Raw genomic sequence first — 16,429 nt, 5'->3', positions numbered from 1 at the left:
TCCGGAGGAGGAGTTAGCCGTGTCGGTCATATCCGTTCCCCAGGCCTTCAACGAGGAGGACCTCTACGTCGATGTGGAGCCGGTCTTCGGGCGCTCGCTGCTCCTCAAGTGCGAGGGCTTCAACTTCGCCGGCTCCATCAAGCTCAAGGCCGCCGCCGAGATGGTGGCGTCCGCCGAGCGCGGCGGCTCGCTGAAGGACGGCTCCGTCCTGGTCGAGTCCTCGTCCGGGAACCTCGGCGTCGCGCTGAGCATGATCGCGGCCAGCAAGGGATACCGGTTCATCTGCGTGACGGACTCCCGCTGCAATCTCACGACGCGGCTGCTGATGGAGGCGCTGGGCAGCGAGGTGCGCTGCGTGGCGGGCGAGGAGTCCGACGGCGGCTTCCTCGGCGCGCGGCTGGACTACGTCCGGAGCCTCTGCGCGGCCGACGAGCGGTGCGTGTGGCTGAGCCAGTACTCCAATCCCGCGAACTGGCGGGCGCACTACCTGACGACGGCGCCGGAGATCGCCCGCTCGTTCCCGGACCTGGACGTCCTGTTCATCGGCGCCGGGACGACCGGGACCCTGATGGGCTGCGCGCACTACTTCCGGGACCTGCGGCTGCCGGTGCGGATCGTCGCGGTGGACACCGCCGGCTCGGTCGCGTTCGGCGGCACCCCCGGCCGCAGGATGATCCCGGGGCTGGGCATGAGCATGCGCCCGCCGTTGCTGGACGAGTCCTACGTGGACGAGGTGGTCCGGGTGGAGGAGGCCGACACGATCCGCGCCTGCCGCCGGCTGGCCGGCCGGGGCTTCCTCTTCGGCGGCTCCACGGGCACGGTGGTGAGCGGCGCGGTCGACTGGCTGGACCGGCACGGGGTCCAGGACCTCACCGCGGTGGCCGTGGCACCCGACCTCGGCGAGCGCTATCTCGACACGGTGTACCAGGACAACTGGGTCCGGGACCTGTACGGGCGGGGCCCGCTCGACGCCGCCGGGCCCGTCCCGGCCGGGCGCGCCCCGGCCACCGACCGGGCATCTGCGGCCTGAAGGGGCGTGACCTCGGTCACCCCGGCCGCCCGTGCCCGCACGCCGGAGGGCGGGCACGGGCGGTGCGGTGTGACGGGGAGTCAGGCCCGCCCGGCCGGGAGGAGCCGGACCGTGCGAGCCGCCCGTGAGCCGGCTGTGCGGACGCCCGCCCACGGGTTTTCCGCGCCGGCGGTACGCCACGCGCCCTACATTCCACCGGAACTCCACGCCCCGAGCGGTGCCGCCGTGCCTCCGCCGCGCCGGACATCGATAGGCTGGGCGCGGACCGATGCAAGGAGGATCTAGGACGATGGCAGGCAACACGGAGCCGTTGTCGCCGCGGGCCAAGCTGGCCGTGACGGCGGGCAAGGCCGCTGCGGCGGTGTCGCGGGCAGCCGGGCGGGGCAGCGGATCGGTGATCGGCGGCCGGGTGGCGCTCAGGCTCGACCCCGACCTGCTCGGGCGGCTGGCACAGCACCTGGACGTGATCCTGGTGTCGGCGACCAACGGCAAGACGACCACGACCCGGCTGATCGCCGAGGCACTGCGGGCCGCCGGCCCGGTCGTGTCGAACGCGCTCGGCGCCAACATGCCCGCGGGCATCACCTCGGCCCTGGCCGGCGGCTCGGACGCGCAGTACGGCGTGATCGAGGTGGACGAGAAGTACCTCGCGGGGGTCGCCCGCGACACGACGCCCAAGGTGATCGCGCTGCTCAACCTCTCCCGCGACCAGCTGGACCGGGCCGCGGAGACCCGGATGCTCGCCGAGAAGTGGCGCGAGGGGCTGTCCGGCTCGAAGGCCGTGATCATCGCCAACGCCGACGACCCGCTGATCGTCTGGGCGGCCTCCTCCTCGCCCAACGTGGTGTGGGTCGCGGCCGGACAGGCGTGGAAGGACGACGCCTGGTCCTGCCCGTCCTGCGGCGGTGTGATGCAGCGCCCAGGCGACGACTGGTTCTGCGGCGAGTGCGGTTTCCGCCGGCCGCCGCCCAGCTGGGTGCTGCACGGCGACTACGTGCTGGACCCGCACGGCTCGGCCTGGCCGATCCACCTCCAGCTGCCCGGCCGCGCCAACAAGGCCAACGCCACCAGCTCGGCCGCCGTGGCCGCCGTCTTCGGCGTGCCGCCGCAGGTCGCGCTGGAGCGGATGTACCACGTGCAGGCCGTCGCGGGCCGCTACGACGTCGTCACCTTCCTCAACCGTGAGCTGCGGCTCCTGCTGGCGAAGAACCCGGCCGGCTGGCTGGAGACGTTCTCGCTGATCGACCCGCCGCCCACCCCGGTGATCCTCTCCGTCAACGCCCGCGGCGCCGACGGCACGGACACCTCCTGGCTCTGGGACGTGGACTACACCCAGCTCGCGGGCCACCCGATCTTCGTGCTCGGCGACCGCAAGCTCGACCTCGCGGTCCGGCTCGAAGTGGCCGGTCTCGACTTCCGGGTCTGCGAGAACCTCGACGAGGCCGTGCAGCAGGCACCGCCCGGCCGTATCGAGGTCATCGCCAACTACACCGCCTTCCAGGATCTGCGCCGTCGTGTCGGCAACTGACCCCGGCCCCGGCCCCCTCCGGAGAGGACGAAGCATGAGCAACAACAGCCTGCGGCTGGTGTGGGTCTACCCGGACCTGCTCAGCACCTACGGCGACCAGGGCAACGCCCTGGTGGTGGAGCGCCGGGCCCGCCAGCGCGGACTCGACGTGTCGCGCGTCGACGTGCGCAGCGACCAGCCCGTTCCCACGTCGGGCGACATCTATCTGATCGGCGGCGGTGAGGACCGTCCGCAGCGGCTCGCCGCGGAGCGGCTGCGCCGTGACGGCGGTCTCAGCCGGGCCGCGTCCAACGGCGCGATCATCTTCTCGGTCTGCGCCGGCTACCAGATCCTCGGCCACGAGTTCGTCAACGACCTCGGTGAGCGCGAGCAGGGTCTCGGGCTGCTCGACGTGGTCTCCACCCGCGGCGAGGGCGACCGGTGCGTGGGCGACGTGCTCGCGGACATCGACCCGCACCTCGGACTGCCGCCGCTGACGGGCTTCGAGAACCACCAGGGCGTCACGCATCTCGGCCCGACGGCACGCCCGTTCGCCCGGGTGCAGTTCGGCCGGGGCAACGGCACCGGGGACGGCACGGAGGGCGCGTACAACGACACCGTGTTCGGCACGTACATGCACGGGCCCGTGATGGCGCGCAACCCGCTCATCGCGGACCTGCTGCTGAAGCTGGCGCTCGATGTGAACGCGCTGCCGCCGACCGACGACCGCTGGTACGAGGCGCTGCGCGCCGAGCGGATCGCGTCCGCGACACAGCCCGTCTGATGAGGCGAAAATCGCTCAGCTGAGCGGAGTCCAGCAGGCGGACGCCCGGTTCGGTCCCGCCACCCTGCGCCGGTAGGGTGGCGGGATTCCAGCCGGACGACGTGGTCCGGTCGTCGGCCCACGTTGCAAAGGTTTCCCGGGCAATGCGAATTGGTGTGCTCACCTCCGGCGGCGACTGCCCCGGCCTCAATGCGGTCATCCGTTCCGTCGTCCACCGTGCGGTGGTCGACCACGGTGACGAGGTCATCGGCTTCCACGACGGGTGGCGGGGCCTCCTGGAGTGCGACTACCGCAAGCTCGACCTCGACGCGGTCGGTGGCATCCTGGCCCGCGGCGGCACGATCCTCGGCTCCTCCCGGGTGCAGCCCGCACACCTGCGCGGTGGCGTGGAACAGGCCAGGGGCCATGTCAGGGACCTCGGTCTGGACGCGATCATCCCGATCGGCGGCGAGGGCACCCTCAAGGCGGCGAACCTGCTGTCGGAGGCGGGGCTGCCGATCGTCGGCGTACCGAAGACGATCGACAACGACATCGCCTCCACCGATGTGACCTTCGGTTTCGACACCGCCGTGGGCGTGGCCACCGAGGCCCTGGACCGGCTGAAGACCACCGCGGAGTCCCACCAGCGGGTCATGATCGTCGAGGTCATGGGCCGTCACACCGGCTGGATCGCCCTGCACTCCGGCATGGCGGCCGGCGCGCACGCCATCGTCGTCCCCGAGCGCCCCTTCGACATCGACGAGCTGACCGAGCTGGTCGGCCGGCGCTTCTCGGCCGGCAAGAAGTTCGCGATAGTCGTGGTCGCGGAGGGCGCGAAGCCGCGCGAGGGCTCCATGGAGTTCCAGTCGGGCGTCAAGGACATCTACGGGCACGAGCGCTTCGCGGGCGTCGCGACCCAGCTCTCCATCGAGCTGGAGCAGCGCCTGGGCAAGGAGGCCCGCCCGGTGATCCTCGGCCATGTGCAGCGCGGCGGAACGCCGACCGCGTACGACCGGGTCCTCGCGACCCGGTTCGGCTGGCACGCGGTCGAGGCGGCGCACCGGGGCGAGTTCGGCATGATGACGGCGCTGCGCGGCACGGACATCACCATGGTCCCGCTCGCGGACGCCGTGGAGACCCTGAAGACCGTCCCGGCCGAGCGGTACGGCGAGGCCGAGTGCGTGCTCTGAGCGACACCACCCTCTGAGGACTGCCCCCGGCCGCGAGTGCGGCCGGGGGCAGTTCTACTCTGGTCGGGACAACCGGCACGAAACGGGGACGTCCCGGCGCCCCCTTCAGGAGTGAACAGATGGATCACAGCGGGCACGGCATGAACATGGATCTGCCGCCGTTCACGCTGGGACGCGGACTCCAGTTCTCCGCGGACCCGATCTTCCTGATCGGCTGCGTGCTCGCGGTGCTCCTGTACGGGTACGCGGTGGTGCGGCTGCGCAGGCGCGGGGACGGGTGGCCGGTCAACCGGCTCGTCTTCTTCGTCATCGGTGTGCTGAGCATCGCCCTGGTGATGTGCACCAAGCTCAACGACTACGGCATGGTCATGTTCAGCGTGCACATGGTGCAGCACATGGTGATCAGCATGCTGTCGCCGATCCTGCTGCTGCTGGGCGCGCCCGTGACGCTCGCGCTGCGTGCTCTGCCGGTCGCTTCGCGTGGCAGCAAGGGGCCGCGCGAGCTGCTCCTGATGCTGCTGCACAGCCGGTACATGAAGGTCGTCACGCATCCGGTGTTCACCATCCCGCTCTTCATCGCCAGCCTGTACGGCCTGTACTTCACCCCCCTCTTCGACTTCCTGATGGGTTCGACGGCCGGGCACCTCGCGATGATGGTGCACTTCCTCGGGGTCGGTCTGGTCTTCTTCTGGCCGATCATGGGCATCGACCCGGGGCCGCACCGCCCGGGTTATCTGCTGCGGATGCTGGAGCTGTTCGCCGGGATGCCGTTCCACGCGTTCTTCGGCATCGCGCTGATGATGGCCTCCCAGCCCATGGTCGACGTCTACAAGAACCCGTCGGCCTCCCTCGGCATCGACGCCCTGTCCGACCAGAACGCGGCGGGCGGGATCGCCTGGGCGTTCAGCGAGATCCCCTCGGTGCTGGTGCTGCTCGCTCTGGTCTTCCAGTGGTACCGCTCGGATCAGCGGACCGCGAAGCGCTCGGACCGTGCGGCGGACCGTGACGGCGACCAGGAGCTTCACGCGTACAACGCGTATCTCGCCTCGTTGCAGGCGCGCGGACAGTAGCGCCGGACATGCCTTCGGGGTGACGATGGCAGTAACGGCCGCGCGGCCGACGAGGAGCGTGCGCGCATGTCCGGATCCACGAAGACCATGGGAGTGCTCACCATAGGTGCCCTGGTGACGGTCACCGGGTACACGGTGGCGCTGGGGAGCAACGGCTGGCTCTGGTTCGGTTGGGTGGTGCTGGGGCTGATCACGATCGGAATGGTCGCCACCCGCGAGACCTGAGCCACCGGCGAGGGCACCGGACTCGCCCCGGCCGCGTCGAGCGCGGCGCGGGCGCACTCCTGGCACGCGTTCACGGCCCCCGTGTGCCATCGCGTACGGGGAACGTCACGTTGGGGGCACATCGCGGCCCTTCGGACGGCGAGCGACTGTCCGTCACTTTACGTTACGTGAGGTACGCACCCGGTCGGCGCGGGTGCGAGACCGCGGCCACCGGGCACGAGCGTTCCGCGCCGCGCGATCCGGGACGCGCCCGGCGCGCGTTCCGCTGCCCCTCGCCTCCGCTTCCACACGTCCCGGCAGGCCCTTCTCCCCGCCTCTCCCCCACTTCCCGGTGGCCGCGCCGGGACTGCCCCGGCGCCGGAATTCAACCGACGCGAGACGGCTCCGTCGTCACCGTACGCATCCGCCACGAACGCCACCGCGCACGCCCTGAAGAGGCTTCGCGCGGCCGTTCCGACGCGTATGCGAACACCTGCGGGCGGGGTCGGCAGCCGCACCCGGGGGCCTGCAACCAGGCGCCGTTCAGCAACCGTTCGACGTATGGCCGCGTTAACGCGCCCGTAAGCCAGTTGTGATTTAAGTCTTGACAGGTGCCTATCACCACGCCACTTTGGGAGCGCTCCCACAATCAAGACTTGCACATTCCAATCCCCTCCCTTCTCCCCCAATACCGGGTGCCGAGACGGGCACTTCGGGGCGCAGCCGCGCTCCCGGCGGGCCCCTCGACGCCCGGCAGAGGAAGGCGTTTGTCATGAGCTTGATGAAGCGCTGCGGGCACCGCCGCAGCGGAGGACCCCCGGTCCTGCCGACCGGTCGTCGCGGTCCGCCCGGCGTCGGCCGGGTCTCCAACTCGTGAACACCGATACCACGACGGTCGGCCTCCGGTAAGTGGCCATCCGCTACGGGTCCACCGACCGGTCCCGCCCCTGGCAACACCCCCACGAATCCGTCCGCGGGGAGCTTCCGCGGACGTACGAGAGGAGCACGGAGCCGCAATGAGAACCAGAGGCACCATCACGCACCGGCTACGCAGCAGGCTGGCCGCACTCTCCGCCCTGGCCATGGGCGCGGCACTGGCGGTCGCCGTCCCCGCCCCCGCCTCGGCGGCGGCACGCGTCGACAACCCCTATGTGGGCGCCACGGCATATGTGAACCCCGACTGGTCCGCCAAGGCGGCGGCCGAACCGGGCGGCAGTGCCATCGCCGACGAACCGGGATTCGTCTGGATGGACCGCATCGCGGCCATCGAGGGCTCGTCCGAGGCGATGAGCCTGCGCGAGCACCTGGACACGGCGCTGGACCAGGGCGCCAACCTGTTCCAGGTCGTCATCTACGACCTGCCGGGACGGGACTGCGCCGCGCTGGCGTCCAACGGGGAGCTCGGGCCGACCGAGCTGGACCGGTACAAGGACGAGTACATCGACCCGATCTCCGAGATCCTCGCGGACCCGGCGTACGCGAACCTGCGCATCGTCACGATCATCGAGCCGGACTCGCTGCCCAACATCGTCACCAACGCGGGCGGTTCGGCCGGCTCCACAGAGGCCTGCGCGACCATGAAGGCGAACGGCAACTACGAGAAGGGTGTCGGCTACGCCCTGCACACCCTCGGTGCCATTCCCAACGTCTACAACTACATCGACGCCGCCCACCACGGCTGGCTGGGCTGGGACTCCAACTTCGTCCCGGCCGCCCAGGAGTTCAAGAAGGCCGCCACGTCGGAGGGGGCCACGGTCTCCGACGTCACGGGCTTCATCGTGAACACGGCGAACTACTCGGCTCTCAAGGAGCCCAACTTCAAGATCACCGACACGGTCAACGGCGCCCAGGTCCGTCAGTCCAAGTGGATCGACTGGAACTACTACACCGATGAGCTGTCGTTCGCCCAGGCACTGCGCACCGAGCTGGTGAGCCAGGGCTTCGCCTCCAACATCGGCATGCTGATCGACACCGCCCGCAACGGCTGGGGCGGCAGCGACCGGCCCACCGGCCCCGGACCGCAGACCAGTGTGGACGCCTATGTCGACGGTGGCCGGGTCGACCGGCGCATCCACGCGGGCAACTGGTGCAACCAGAGCGGCGCGGGCATCGGAGAACGTCCCACCACCGCCCCGGAGCCCGGCATCGACGCGTACGTCTGGGCCAAGCCGCCGGGTGAGTCGGACGGCAACAGCGCCCCCATCGACAACGACGAGGGCAAGGGCTTCGACCGGATGTGCGACCCCACGTACACCGGTAACGGACGCAACGGCAACAACCTGACCGGCGCGCTGCCGAACTCCCCGCTGGCGGGTCACTGGTTCTCCGCGCAGTTCCAGGAGCTCGTCCGCAACGCCTACCCCGCGCTCGACGGCACCCCGGGTGGCGGCGGCGATGACGACACCCAGGCGCCGACCGCGCCCACCGGCGTGACCGTCACGGCGAAGACCAGCGGCAGCGTCTCGCTGTCCTGGACCGCGTCGACCGATGACACCGGGGTGACCGGGTACGACGTGTACCGGGGCGGCACGAAGGTGGGCTCCACCACCACGACCTCGTACACGGACACCGGTCTGACGGCCTCGACCGCCTACAACTACACCGTCAAGGCCAAGGACGCGGCCGGCAATGTGTCCGCGGCCTCCGGCGCGCTCTCCGTCACCACCTCCGCGGGCGGCGGCACCGGGACGGGCACGCTCAAGGTCCAGTACAAGAACACCGACTCCTCAGCCACCGACAACCAGATCCGGATGGGTCTGCAACTGGTCAACACCGGCAGCACCGCTGTGAACCTGTCCACGGTGAAGGTGCGGTACTGGTTCACCCCGGAGGCCGGGGCCTCCACCTTCGGCACCGCGTGCGACTACGCGGCGATCGGCTGCGGAAACCTGACCCACGGCGTGCAGTCCTCCGGCAGCTCCGCGGCCGGTGCCAGCCACTACCTGGAGGTCGGCTTCGGCAGCGGAACGCTCGCCGCGGGCGCCTCCACGGGTGAGATGCAGCTGCGGATCAACAAGAGCGACTGGTCCAACTTCAACGAGGCGGACGACTACAGCCGTTCCACGACCACGAGCTACGCCGACGCGCCGAAGATCGGCGTGTACGTGACCGGCGCGCTCTCCTGGGGCACCGCGCCCTGATCCGTCCCACCCGTTCCACCCTGCCCGCCCGCTCCACCGCCCCCTGCCGGATACCCGGCAGGGGGCGGTGTGGGTGCCGGGGCGTTCCGGAGCCGATCCCGACGCACGGGCATCGACCCGCCCGGGGGCGGGTAGACGGGACGACGGCTGCACATATGGTGTCCTCTGCCGAGATCTCCGCTGACCTGGTACAACGCAGCTGTGGAGTCGAACTGGGAGCCGCCCCGTGTTCTATTACCTGCTCAAGTACGTCGTCCTTGGGCCGCTTCTGCGGTTGTTCTTCCGCCCCGTCATCGAGGGCACGGAGCACATTCCGGCGGACGGGGCGGCGATCGTCGCCGGCAATCATCTGTCGTTCTCCGACCACTTCCTGATGCCCGCGATCATCAAGCGCCGCATCACCTTCCTCGCGAAGGCCGAGTACTTCACCGGTCCCGGTGTGAAGGGCCGGCTGATCGCCGCGTTCTTCCGGAGCGCGGGCCAGATCCCGGTGGACCGGTCCGGGAAGGAGGCGGGGCAGGCCGCCATCCGCGAGGGGCTCGGGGTGCTGGGCAGGGGTGAGCTGCTGGGCATCTATCCGGAGGGCACCCGTTCGCACGACGGCCGGCTCTACAAGGGCAAGGTCGGGGTCGCGGTGATGGCCATCAAGGGGCAGGTGCCGGTGGTGCCGTGCGCCATGGTCGGCACCTTCGAGATCCAGCCTCCCGGCAAGGTCGTGCCGCGCCTCAAGCAGGTCGCCATCCGCTTCGGCGAGCCGCTGGACTTCTCCCGCTACGCCGGTCTTGAGAACGAGAAGGCGGCGATCCGGGCGGTCACCGACGAGATCATGTACGCGATCCTGGGCCTCTCCGGACAGGAGTACGTCGATGAGTACGCGGCCAAGGTGAAGGCCGCCGAACAGGCTGAACGCCCGGGAAAGTTCCCAAAACTGCGACGCTGACGGCGGATTCGCGGTCGGTGAACCCCGCTGGTCGGGGCCTTACACACCTCATAGCGTGCTCCGCATGAGCAAGGGACACGCATGGGTGCTGGGAGCGACGGGCCAGATCGGGCGGGCGGCCGTGCGCTCGCTCGTCGAGGACGGCTGGACGGTGACCGCGGCCTCGCGCGGCGGCGGCCGTGACGACCGCTGGGACGAAGGGGTGCGCACGGTCGCGCTGGACCGCGACGAGGAGGGCGCGCTCGCGGCGGCGCTCGGGGACGGCTGCGACGTACTGGTCGACATGGTCGCGTACGACGGGGAGCACGCCCGGCAGCTGACGGACCTCGCGGACCGGATCGGTTCGGCCGTCGTCGTCTCCAGCGGTGCGGTGTACGCGGACGAGCGCGGCCGCAGTTTCGATACGCAGGGCGAGCCCGACGGATCGCCCTGCTACCCGGTGCCGATCCCGGAGTCGCAGCCGACCGTCGAGCCGGGCGATTCCACGTACGGGACCCGGAAGATCCAGCTGGAGCGGGATCTCCTGGCGGCGGGCGAGGCGCTGCCCGTCACGCTCTTGCGGGCCGGTGCGGTGCACGGCCCGTACTGCCGCTCGCCGCGCGAGCTCTACTTCGTGAAGCGCGCTCTGGACGGCCGCGCCCGGCGCGTGCTGGCGTACGGGGGCAGCTCGCGCTTCCATCCGCTGCACTCCTCCAACGCCGCGGAGCTGATCCGGCTGGCCGCCCTGCGCCCCGGCTCCCGGGTGCTCAACGCCGCCGACCCGCAGGCGCCGACGGTCGCGGAGATCGGCGAGGCGGTCGACGCGGTGCTGGGCCGGGAGACAGAGACCGTGCTGATCGCGGGCGCCGCCCCGCCCGAGGGCGTCGGCCTGTCACCCTGGGGCGCCCCTCATCCGATCGTGTACGACCTGACGGCCGCCGAACGGGAGCTCGGCTACCGGCCGGTGACGGGTTACACCGAGTCGCTCCCGGAGACCGTCGAATGGATCACCGAGCGACTGGCGGGGCGCGACTGGACGGACGCCTACCCCGCCATGGCGCGGTCCTACGGGACCGGGCTCTTCGACTACGCGGCGGAGGACGCCTGGCTGGAGCGGTACGACCGGAAGGGGTGAGCGGTCAGCCGGGCCCGTCGGTCTTCAGCTCCTGCCGCGCGTGGTCCAGCACGGCCCGCAGCGCCCTGGCGTCGGCGGCCACCGCGGTGACCAGCACGGCGGGACCGGCGAGACGGGTGAGCACGGCCGTCGGGCCCAGCAGTCTGCTCTCCGGCCCCTGCTCCTCGAACGACGGCTCCACGACCAGCAGCTGTCCGACGGCGCGATGGCCGCCGAGCACGGCCGGACCGTCCCAGCCACCGGGGGCGCCGGGTCCGTGGGCCGTCTGCTGGTCGAGGAGCGGACGACCGGCCCGGCGGACGGTGAGCCGGCTGAACAGGGTGCCGGTGGTCTCTCCGTGGCGGCCGAGGATCTGTTCCTCGCGCAGCACCAGCCGTGCGGTGGGGGCCAGTTCGGCGGTCGTCCGCATGATCAGTTCGCTGCCGTGGGCGGAGATGAGCTGTTCCGGCAGCCAGTCGAGCCCGGCCCCCTCCCCCGCCGTCAGCCGTACCTCGTAGTGGGCGGGTCCGCTGCCGGGCCCCGGGCCGGGCAGCGCGACCGTCGCCGCCGCCGAGTCGACGGTGAGCCGGGCCCCCGGCTCGGCCCTGACCTCGATGGCCAGCCGGTCACCGCCGAGCGGCCCGCTCATCGCGCCGACGACGGTGACACGGGCCGACCCGGTTGTCAGGGACCTGGTCCGCCGCGGGGCCAGGGGTCCCTCGCTCTCCAGTACGGGCAGCGAGGTGGCGCCCCGGTCGTCGCGTACGGCGGTGACGCGGGCGGTGGCCCGGACGCTCATGCGGTCCAGGAGGCGAGCCGCCCCCGCACCCAGTCGGCCACCGGCCCGACGCCCTCGCCCGAGGTGAGCGAGGTAAGCAGGACGGGCAGTTCGCCCCGCTGCTCGGCGGCGTCGCGGGCCATCCGGTCGAGGTCGGAGCCGACGTAGGGGGCCAGGTCGGTCTTGTTGATCACGAGCAGGTCGGACGTGGTGACCCCGGGGCCGCCCTTGCGCGGGATGTCGTCGCCGCCCGCCACGTCGATGATGAAGATCTGGGCGTCGACGAGCCCCTTGGAGAAGGTGGCCGTGAGGTTGTCGCCGCCGGATTCGACCAGGATGAGGTCGAGCGGTCCCACCGTGTCCTCCAGGTCCTCGACGGCTTCGAGGTTGGCGGATATGTCGTCGCGGATCGCGGTGTGCGGGCAGGCGCCGGTCTCGACGGCCTGGATCCGCTCGGGCGGCAGCACCGCGTTGCGCAGCAGGAACGCGGCGTCCTCGCGGGTGTAGATGTCGTTGGTGACGACCGCGAGGGACAGCTGGTCGCGCAGGGTGCGGCAGAGCGCGGCCACGGTCGCGGTCTTGCCGGAGCCGACGGGTCCGCCGAGCCCGATGCGCAGGGCCCGCCGGGTGCCGTCGGGGCGTGCCGCGTCGGCGCCGACGGCTGCCGGGCCGGGATGGGAGTGGTCGAGGTGCATGGTGCGGCTCCTGTGCTGTTTCGGGGCGAAGAGCGGGTCCGCGGTGCTGGTCTGCGGGCCGGCCAGTGGATGGGTGTGCGGGCTGGGCTACGGGGCTGGGTTACGAGGCTGGGCTACGAGGCGAACAGCCGTACCGGCCTGGCCGCGTGGGCCTCGGCGGCGATGTCGAGGAGTGGGGCGGAGGCGGCGGGCAGCTCGTCGATGCTCCCGGCGGCGGCGGCCGCCGCCAGCCCGGCGACATGGTCGAGTTCGGGAGCGAGCCGGGCCAGGACGGCGGTCGCGTCGAACGGGTTGAGGGAGAGCAGCCGGACCACCGCCGTGGCCGGTCCGCTCACCGCTTCGTAGGCGACGCAGTACGCGGCGTCCTCTGGGCCGAGCCCCGCCGCGCGGGCGGTGAGACCCAGCACGATGGGCTGATGGACGCCACGCGGCCGGGCCCGCGCGAGCGCGTCGAGTTCGTCGCTGGGCCAGGTCGCACGGGCTGCCCGCATCAGCTGGCGGCCGAGCTTGCGGGCGACGGCGCGCAGCGCGGGCGAGGGGGTGCGGGCGTCGGCGGCCTCGTCCAGGGCGAGCGGGTCGTGGCCGTGGGCGGCCGCCGCGGCGAGCGCGGCGGCGGTCAGCCCGGCGGTGTGGAGGCGGCCCCGGCAGAACGCGGCGAGGTCCTCCGCGTCGCGGACGCGCCCCGCCTCGACGGCCGGTTCGGCGCCGCCGGAATGGGCGTGCCCTCCGGCGGGGAACCGGCCGTCGGCCAGTACGAGCAGGGCTGCTCGGTTCATCGGGAGACCACTCTCGTAGGGGGCAACAGCGCTAGAAGAGGAAGTAGCGCTGGGCCATGGGAAGTTCGGCGGCGGGTGCCGGTTCGACCGGTTCGCCGTCGATGGTGACGGCGAAGCTGTCGGGGTCGACGTCGACCCGTGGCAGCGCGTCGTTCTCCCGCATGTCGGCCTTGGTGACCCCTCTGGTGCTGGTGATCGGGACGAAGCGCTTCCCGAGCGCGAGCCGCTCCGGCAGCCCGTCGTCGATCGCCGCCTGCGCCACGAAGTTGAAGGAGTTGGCGGCCGGTGCCCGGCCGACGGCGCCGAACATCGGGCGGGGCAGGACGGGCTGCGGGGTCGGGATGGAGGCGTTGGCGTCCCCCATCTGCGCGTAGGCGATCTGGCCGCCCTTGATGACGGTCTGCGGCTTCACTCCGAAGAACGCCGGTTCCCACAGCACCAGATCGGCGAGCTTGCCGCTCTCGACGGAGCCGATCTCCTGGTCGAGGCCCTGGGCGACCGCCGGGTTGATGGTGTATTTGGCGACATAGCGACGGACCCGGCGGTTGTCGGCGCGCCCGTCGCCGGGCAGTGCGCCACGACGCCTCTTCATCACGTGCGCGGTCTGCCAGGTGCGCAGGACGACCTCACCGATGCGGCCCATGGCCTGGGAGTCGGAGGAGATGATCGAGATGGCGCCGAGGTCGTGGAGGATGTCCTCCGCCGCGATGGTGGAGGGCCTGATCCGCGACTCCGCGAAGGCCAGGTCCTCCGGGACGGTGGGGTTCAGGTGGTGGCAGACCATCAGCATGTCGAGGTGTTCATCGATGGTGTTGACGGTGTGCGGCCGGGTCGGATTGGTGGAGCTGGGCAGGACGTGCGGCTCCGAGACGACGCTGATGATGTCGGGCGCGTGCCCGCCGCCCGCCCCTTCCGTGTGGTACGCGTGGATGGAGCGCCCGGCGATGGCGGCCAGGGTGTCGGCGACGAACCCGGCCTCGTTGAGCGTGTCCGTGTGGATGGCCAGCTGCGCGCCGGTCTCCTCGCAGACGCTCAGGCAGGCGTCGATGACGGCCGGTGTCGCGCCCCAGTCCTCGTGGATCTTGAATCCGAGCGCCCCCGCGCGCAGCTGGGAGCGCATGGCGTCGCGGGACATCGTGTTGCCCTTGCCGAGCAGGCCGATGTTGACGGGGTAGGCCTCCAGCGCCGCGAACATCCGGGCGAGGTGCCAGGGGCCCGGGGTGATGGTGGTGGCCTTGCTGCCCTCGGCCGGACCGGTGCCGCCGCCGACGAGCGTGGTGATGCCGCTGGAGAGCGCCTGGTCCATCAGGGTCGGCGAGATGAAGTGCACATGCGCGTCGATGGCTCCCGCGGTGATGAACTTCCCGTTGCCCGCGATGATCTCCGTCTCCGGACCGATGACCAGTTCGGGATGGACGCCGTCCATGGTGTCCGGGTTGCCGGCCTTGCCGATCCCGGTGATCCGGCCGTCGCGGATGCCGATGTCCGCCTTGACGATGCCCCAGTGGTCGATGATGACGGCGCCGGTGATCACCGTGTCGGGGGCGCCCTCGGCGCGGGTGGTGCGCGCCTGCCCCATGGACTCGCGGATCACCTTGCCGCCGCCGAACACCGCCTCGTCGCCCGCGAGTCCGGGCCCGCCGCAGCGGTCCTCCTCGATCTCGACGAGCAGATCGGTGTCCGCGAGGCGGATCCGGTCGCCGGTGGTGGGACCGAACAGGTCCGCGTACACGGCGCGATGGACTTCAGCCATCGAGGGCACCTCCGGTCTCGCCGCGCAGGCCGGGGACGATCCGCCGTCCGGCCAGGGGCACGAGTTCGATGTCGACGGGTATACCGGGCTCGAAGCGGACAGCGGTTCCGGCGGCGATGTTCAGCCGCAGGCCACGGGCTGCCGCCCGGTCGAACTCCAGACCGGGGTTGGCCTCGGAGAAGTGGTAGTGCGAGCCGACCTGGACCGGCCGGTCGGCGGCGTTGAGGACGGTGAGGCGGGTGACGGCGCGGCCCGCGTTGAGCGGCACCGGCCCGTCCGCGTACAGGATTTCGCCCGGGATCATCGGCGGCGGCCCGTCAGACGATCGGGTCGTGGACGGTGACGAGCTTGGTGCCGTCAGGGAAGGTCGCCTCGACCTGCACGTCATGGATCATCTCGGCTATGCCGTCCATGACGTCGTCGCGGCTGAGCACCTTGCGCCCGGACGCCATCAGTTCGGTGACCGTGCGGCCGTCGCGGGCACCCTCCATCAGATGGGCGGTGATGAGGGCCACCGCCTCTGGGTGGTTGAGCAGCAGCCCGCGGGCGCGGCGCTTCTCCGCCACCTCCGCGGCTACGTGAATGAGCAGACGTTCCTGCTCGTGCGGGGTCAGTTGCACGTGTCCACCTCACAGTCATCCGCCCAGTACCGGCCCTGGGCGCAGCGCGACACTAGCCCTCTTCAACAGACTGTTGAATACCGAACTGGCTCCGCGCGGCGAGGTATTGCACGTTAGAGCCGAAGTTTTTCCGGCGCGTTAACTGATCTTTTGCACATCCATGGCCATGAGCCCCCGCAGGCCGTCCTCCATGGTCTCGGGACCGGGGTCACCGAACATCGCCATCTGGACGATGAATCCCTGGGCGGCGGCGATCAGCGTGCGGGCGACCCGCTCGTCCGGCACGTCGGCGGTGAGCACGCCCCGCTCCCGGTACACCCCGACCAGCTCGGCCCAGGCCGCCCGCAGCCCGTCGTACGCCTCGACGAGAGTGGCCGCCAGCCGGTCGCTGCGCAGCGCCTCGGACCACACCTGCACGATCAGGCCGGCGTACGCCCTCCGGTCCAGGCCGCGCCCCCCGTCCACCCCTTCGGCGAACAAGGTGCGCACCACGCGGCCGATCAGGACGTCGGGCGTGGGCGGCGGGTCGACCTGGGAGGCCCGCTCGAACGCCTGCCTGACGCCACCGACCGCCTCCCCGGCGATGGCCGCGATCAGATCGTCCTTGCCGCTGAAGTAGCGGTAGACGGCGCCCGCCGACAGCCCGACCTCCTTCAGCACGTCCTGCATCGAGGTGCCGTGGAATCCGTCGCGGGCGAAGCAGCGCGCGGCCCCGTCGAGGATCTGCCGACGGCGGGCATCGAGGTGTTCCTGGGATACACGGGCCATGGATCCAATCTAAAACGAACGTTCTTTCTTGACAAGCTCCCCCACCGCCGGGACAGTGGTGCGAGATAAAACGAACGATCATTCTCTTTAGTTGCCTGAAAT

At 71.1% G+C, this 16,429-nt stretch carries 16 protein-coding genes; 9 read left to right on the top strand and 7 right to left on the bottom strand.

Going from position 1 to position 16,429, the window contains the following annotated elements; translation table 11 throughout:
- Positions 1-19: 19 nt before the first annotated feature.
- The 9 genes from sbnA (at position 20) to ACFVQ0_RS23775 (ending at position 10,958) form a co-directional block, all read left to right on the top strand.
- Positions 20-1,030 (top strand): 2,3-diaminopropionate biosynthesis protein SbnA, encoded by a 1,011-nt coding sequence (gene sbnA / locus ACFVQ0_RS23815; protein WP_390091116.1) that lies wholly within the window; start codon positions 20-22, stop codon positions 1,028-1,030.
- A gap of 289 nt (positions 1,031-1,319) precedes the next feature.
- Entirely contained in the window at positions 1,320-2,558 is a 1,239-nt protein-coding gene (locus tag ACFVQ0_RS23810) for a MurT ligase domain-containing protein (protein WP_123528582.1), read from the top strand.
- Positions 2,559-2,592: 34 nt separating this feature from the next.
- A complete protein-coding gene (locus ACFVQ0_RS23805; RefSeq protein ID WP_073736191.1) occupies positions 2,593-3,321 on the top strand; it encodes a type 1 glutamine amidotransferase in 729 nt (242 codons plus the stop codon).
- A 143-nt stretch (positions 3,322-3,464) separates the two neighbouring features.
- The gene (locus tag ACFVQ0_RS23800; protein ID WP_390091113.1) at positions 3,465-4,490 is read left to right on the top strand and encodes a 6-phosphofructokinase; all 1,026 of its coding nucleotides are present in this window, start codon (positions 3,465-3,467) and stop codon (positions 4,488-4,490) included.
- Between the two features lie 119 nt (positions 4,491-4,609).
- Positions 4,610-5,560, top strand: coding sequence for a cytochrome c oxidase assembly protein (locus ACFVQ0_RS23795; protein WP_390091111.1), 951 nt, complete (start codon positions 4,610-4,612; stop codon positions 5,558-5,560).
- 66 nt (positions 5,561-5,626) lie between these two features.
- Complete coding sequence (locus ACFVQ0_RS23790; protein WP_390091109.1) at positions 5,627-5,785, top strand: hypothetical protein; 159 nt, start codon at positions 5,627-5,629, stop codon at positions 5,783-5,785.
- A 995-nt stretch (positions 5,786-6,780) separates the two neighbouring features.
- Complete coding sequence (locus ACFVQ0_RS23785; RefSeq protein WP_390091107.1) at positions 6,781-8,904, top strand: glycoside hydrolase family 6 protein; 2,124 nt, start codon at positions 6,781-6,783, stop codon at positions 8,902-8,904.
- Positions 8,905-9,130: 226 nt separating this feature from the next.
- On the top strand, positions 9,131-9,844 hold the full coding sequence (locus ACFVQ0_RS23780) for a lysophospholipid acyltransferase family protein (RefSeq protein WP_390091105.1): 714 nt from the start codon (positions 9,131-9,133) through the stop codon (positions 9,842-9,844).
- A 64-nt stretch (positions 9,845-9,908) separates the two neighbouring features.
- Positions 9,909-10,958 carry an NAD-dependent epimerase/dehydratase family protein gene (locus tag ACFVQ0_RS23775; protein ID WP_390091103.1) on the top strand — a complete coding sequence of 350 codons (1,050 nt, stop codon included), beginning with the start codon at positions 9,909-9,911 and terminating at the stop codon, positions 10,956-10,958.
- A 4-nt stretch (positions 10,959-10,962) separates the two neighbouring features.
- Here ACFVQ0_RS23775 and ACFVQ0_RS23770 read toward each other — a convergent pair whose 3' ends face one another.
- The 7 genes from ACFVQ0_RS23770 to ACFVQ0_RS23740 all read right to left on the bottom strand — a co-directional run bounded on the left by ACFVQ0_RS23770 (position 10,963) and on the right by ACFVQ0_RS23740 (position 16,327).
- A complete protein-coding gene (locus ACFVQ0_RS23770) occupies positions 10,963-11,736 on the bottom strand; it encodes an urease accessory protein UreD (protein WP_390091101.1) in 774 nt (257 codons plus the stop codon).
- A complete protein-coding gene (ureG, locus tag ACFVQ0_RS23765; protein WP_390091099.1) occupies positions 11,733-12,410 on the bottom strand; it encodes an urease accessory protein UreG in 678 nt (225 codons plus the stop codon). The genes ACFVQ0_RS23770 and ureG overlap by 4 nt, the downstream gene beginning before the upstream one ends.
- A gap of 113 nt (positions 12,411-12,523) precedes the next feature.
- Entirely contained in the window at positions 12,524-13,186 is a 663-nt protein-coding gene (locus ACFVQ0_RS23760; protein WP_390091097.1) for an urease accessory protein UreF, read from the bottom strand.
- Positions 13,187-13,217: 31 nt separating this feature from the next.
- On the bottom strand, positions 13,218-14,939 hold the full coding sequence (locus ACFVQ0_RS23755; RefSeq protein WP_390091095.1) for an urease subunit alpha: 1,722 nt from the start codon (positions 14,937-14,939) through the stop codon (positions 13,218-13,220).
- Positions 14,932-15,243: an urease subunit beta gene (locus ACFVQ0_RS23750; protein ID WP_390091093.1), complete on the bottom strand. Its 312-nt coding sequence runs from the start codon at positions 15,241-15,243 to the stop codon at positions 14,932-14,934. Before ACFVQ0_RS23750 ends, ACFVQ0_RS23755 begins: the two co-directional genes overlap by 8 nt.
- A gap of 13 nt (positions 15,244-15,256) precedes the next feature.
- Positions 15,257-15,559: an urease subunit gamma gene (locus ACFVQ0_RS23745; protein WP_311307100.1), complete on the bottom strand. Its 303-nt coding sequence runs from the start codon at positions 15,557-15,559 to the stop codon at positions 15,257-15,259.
- A 138-nt stretch (positions 15,560-15,697) separates the two neighbouring features.
- A complete protein-coding gene (locus tag ACFVQ0_RS23740) occupies positions 15,698-16,327 on the bottom strand; it encodes a TetR/AcrR family transcriptional regulator (protein ID WP_390091090.1) in 630 nt (209 codons plus the stop codon).
- Between the last annotated feature and the right edge of the window lie 102 nt (positions 16,328-16,429).

The organism is Streptomyces sp. NPDC057900 (assembly GCF_042887885.1).
Classification (GTDB): Bacteria; Actinomycetota; Actinomycetes; order Streptomycetales; family Streptomycetaceae; genus Streptomyces.
Note: the sequence above shows the minus strand (reverse complement) of the source record. Positions and strands in the feature narration are given on the sequence as shown.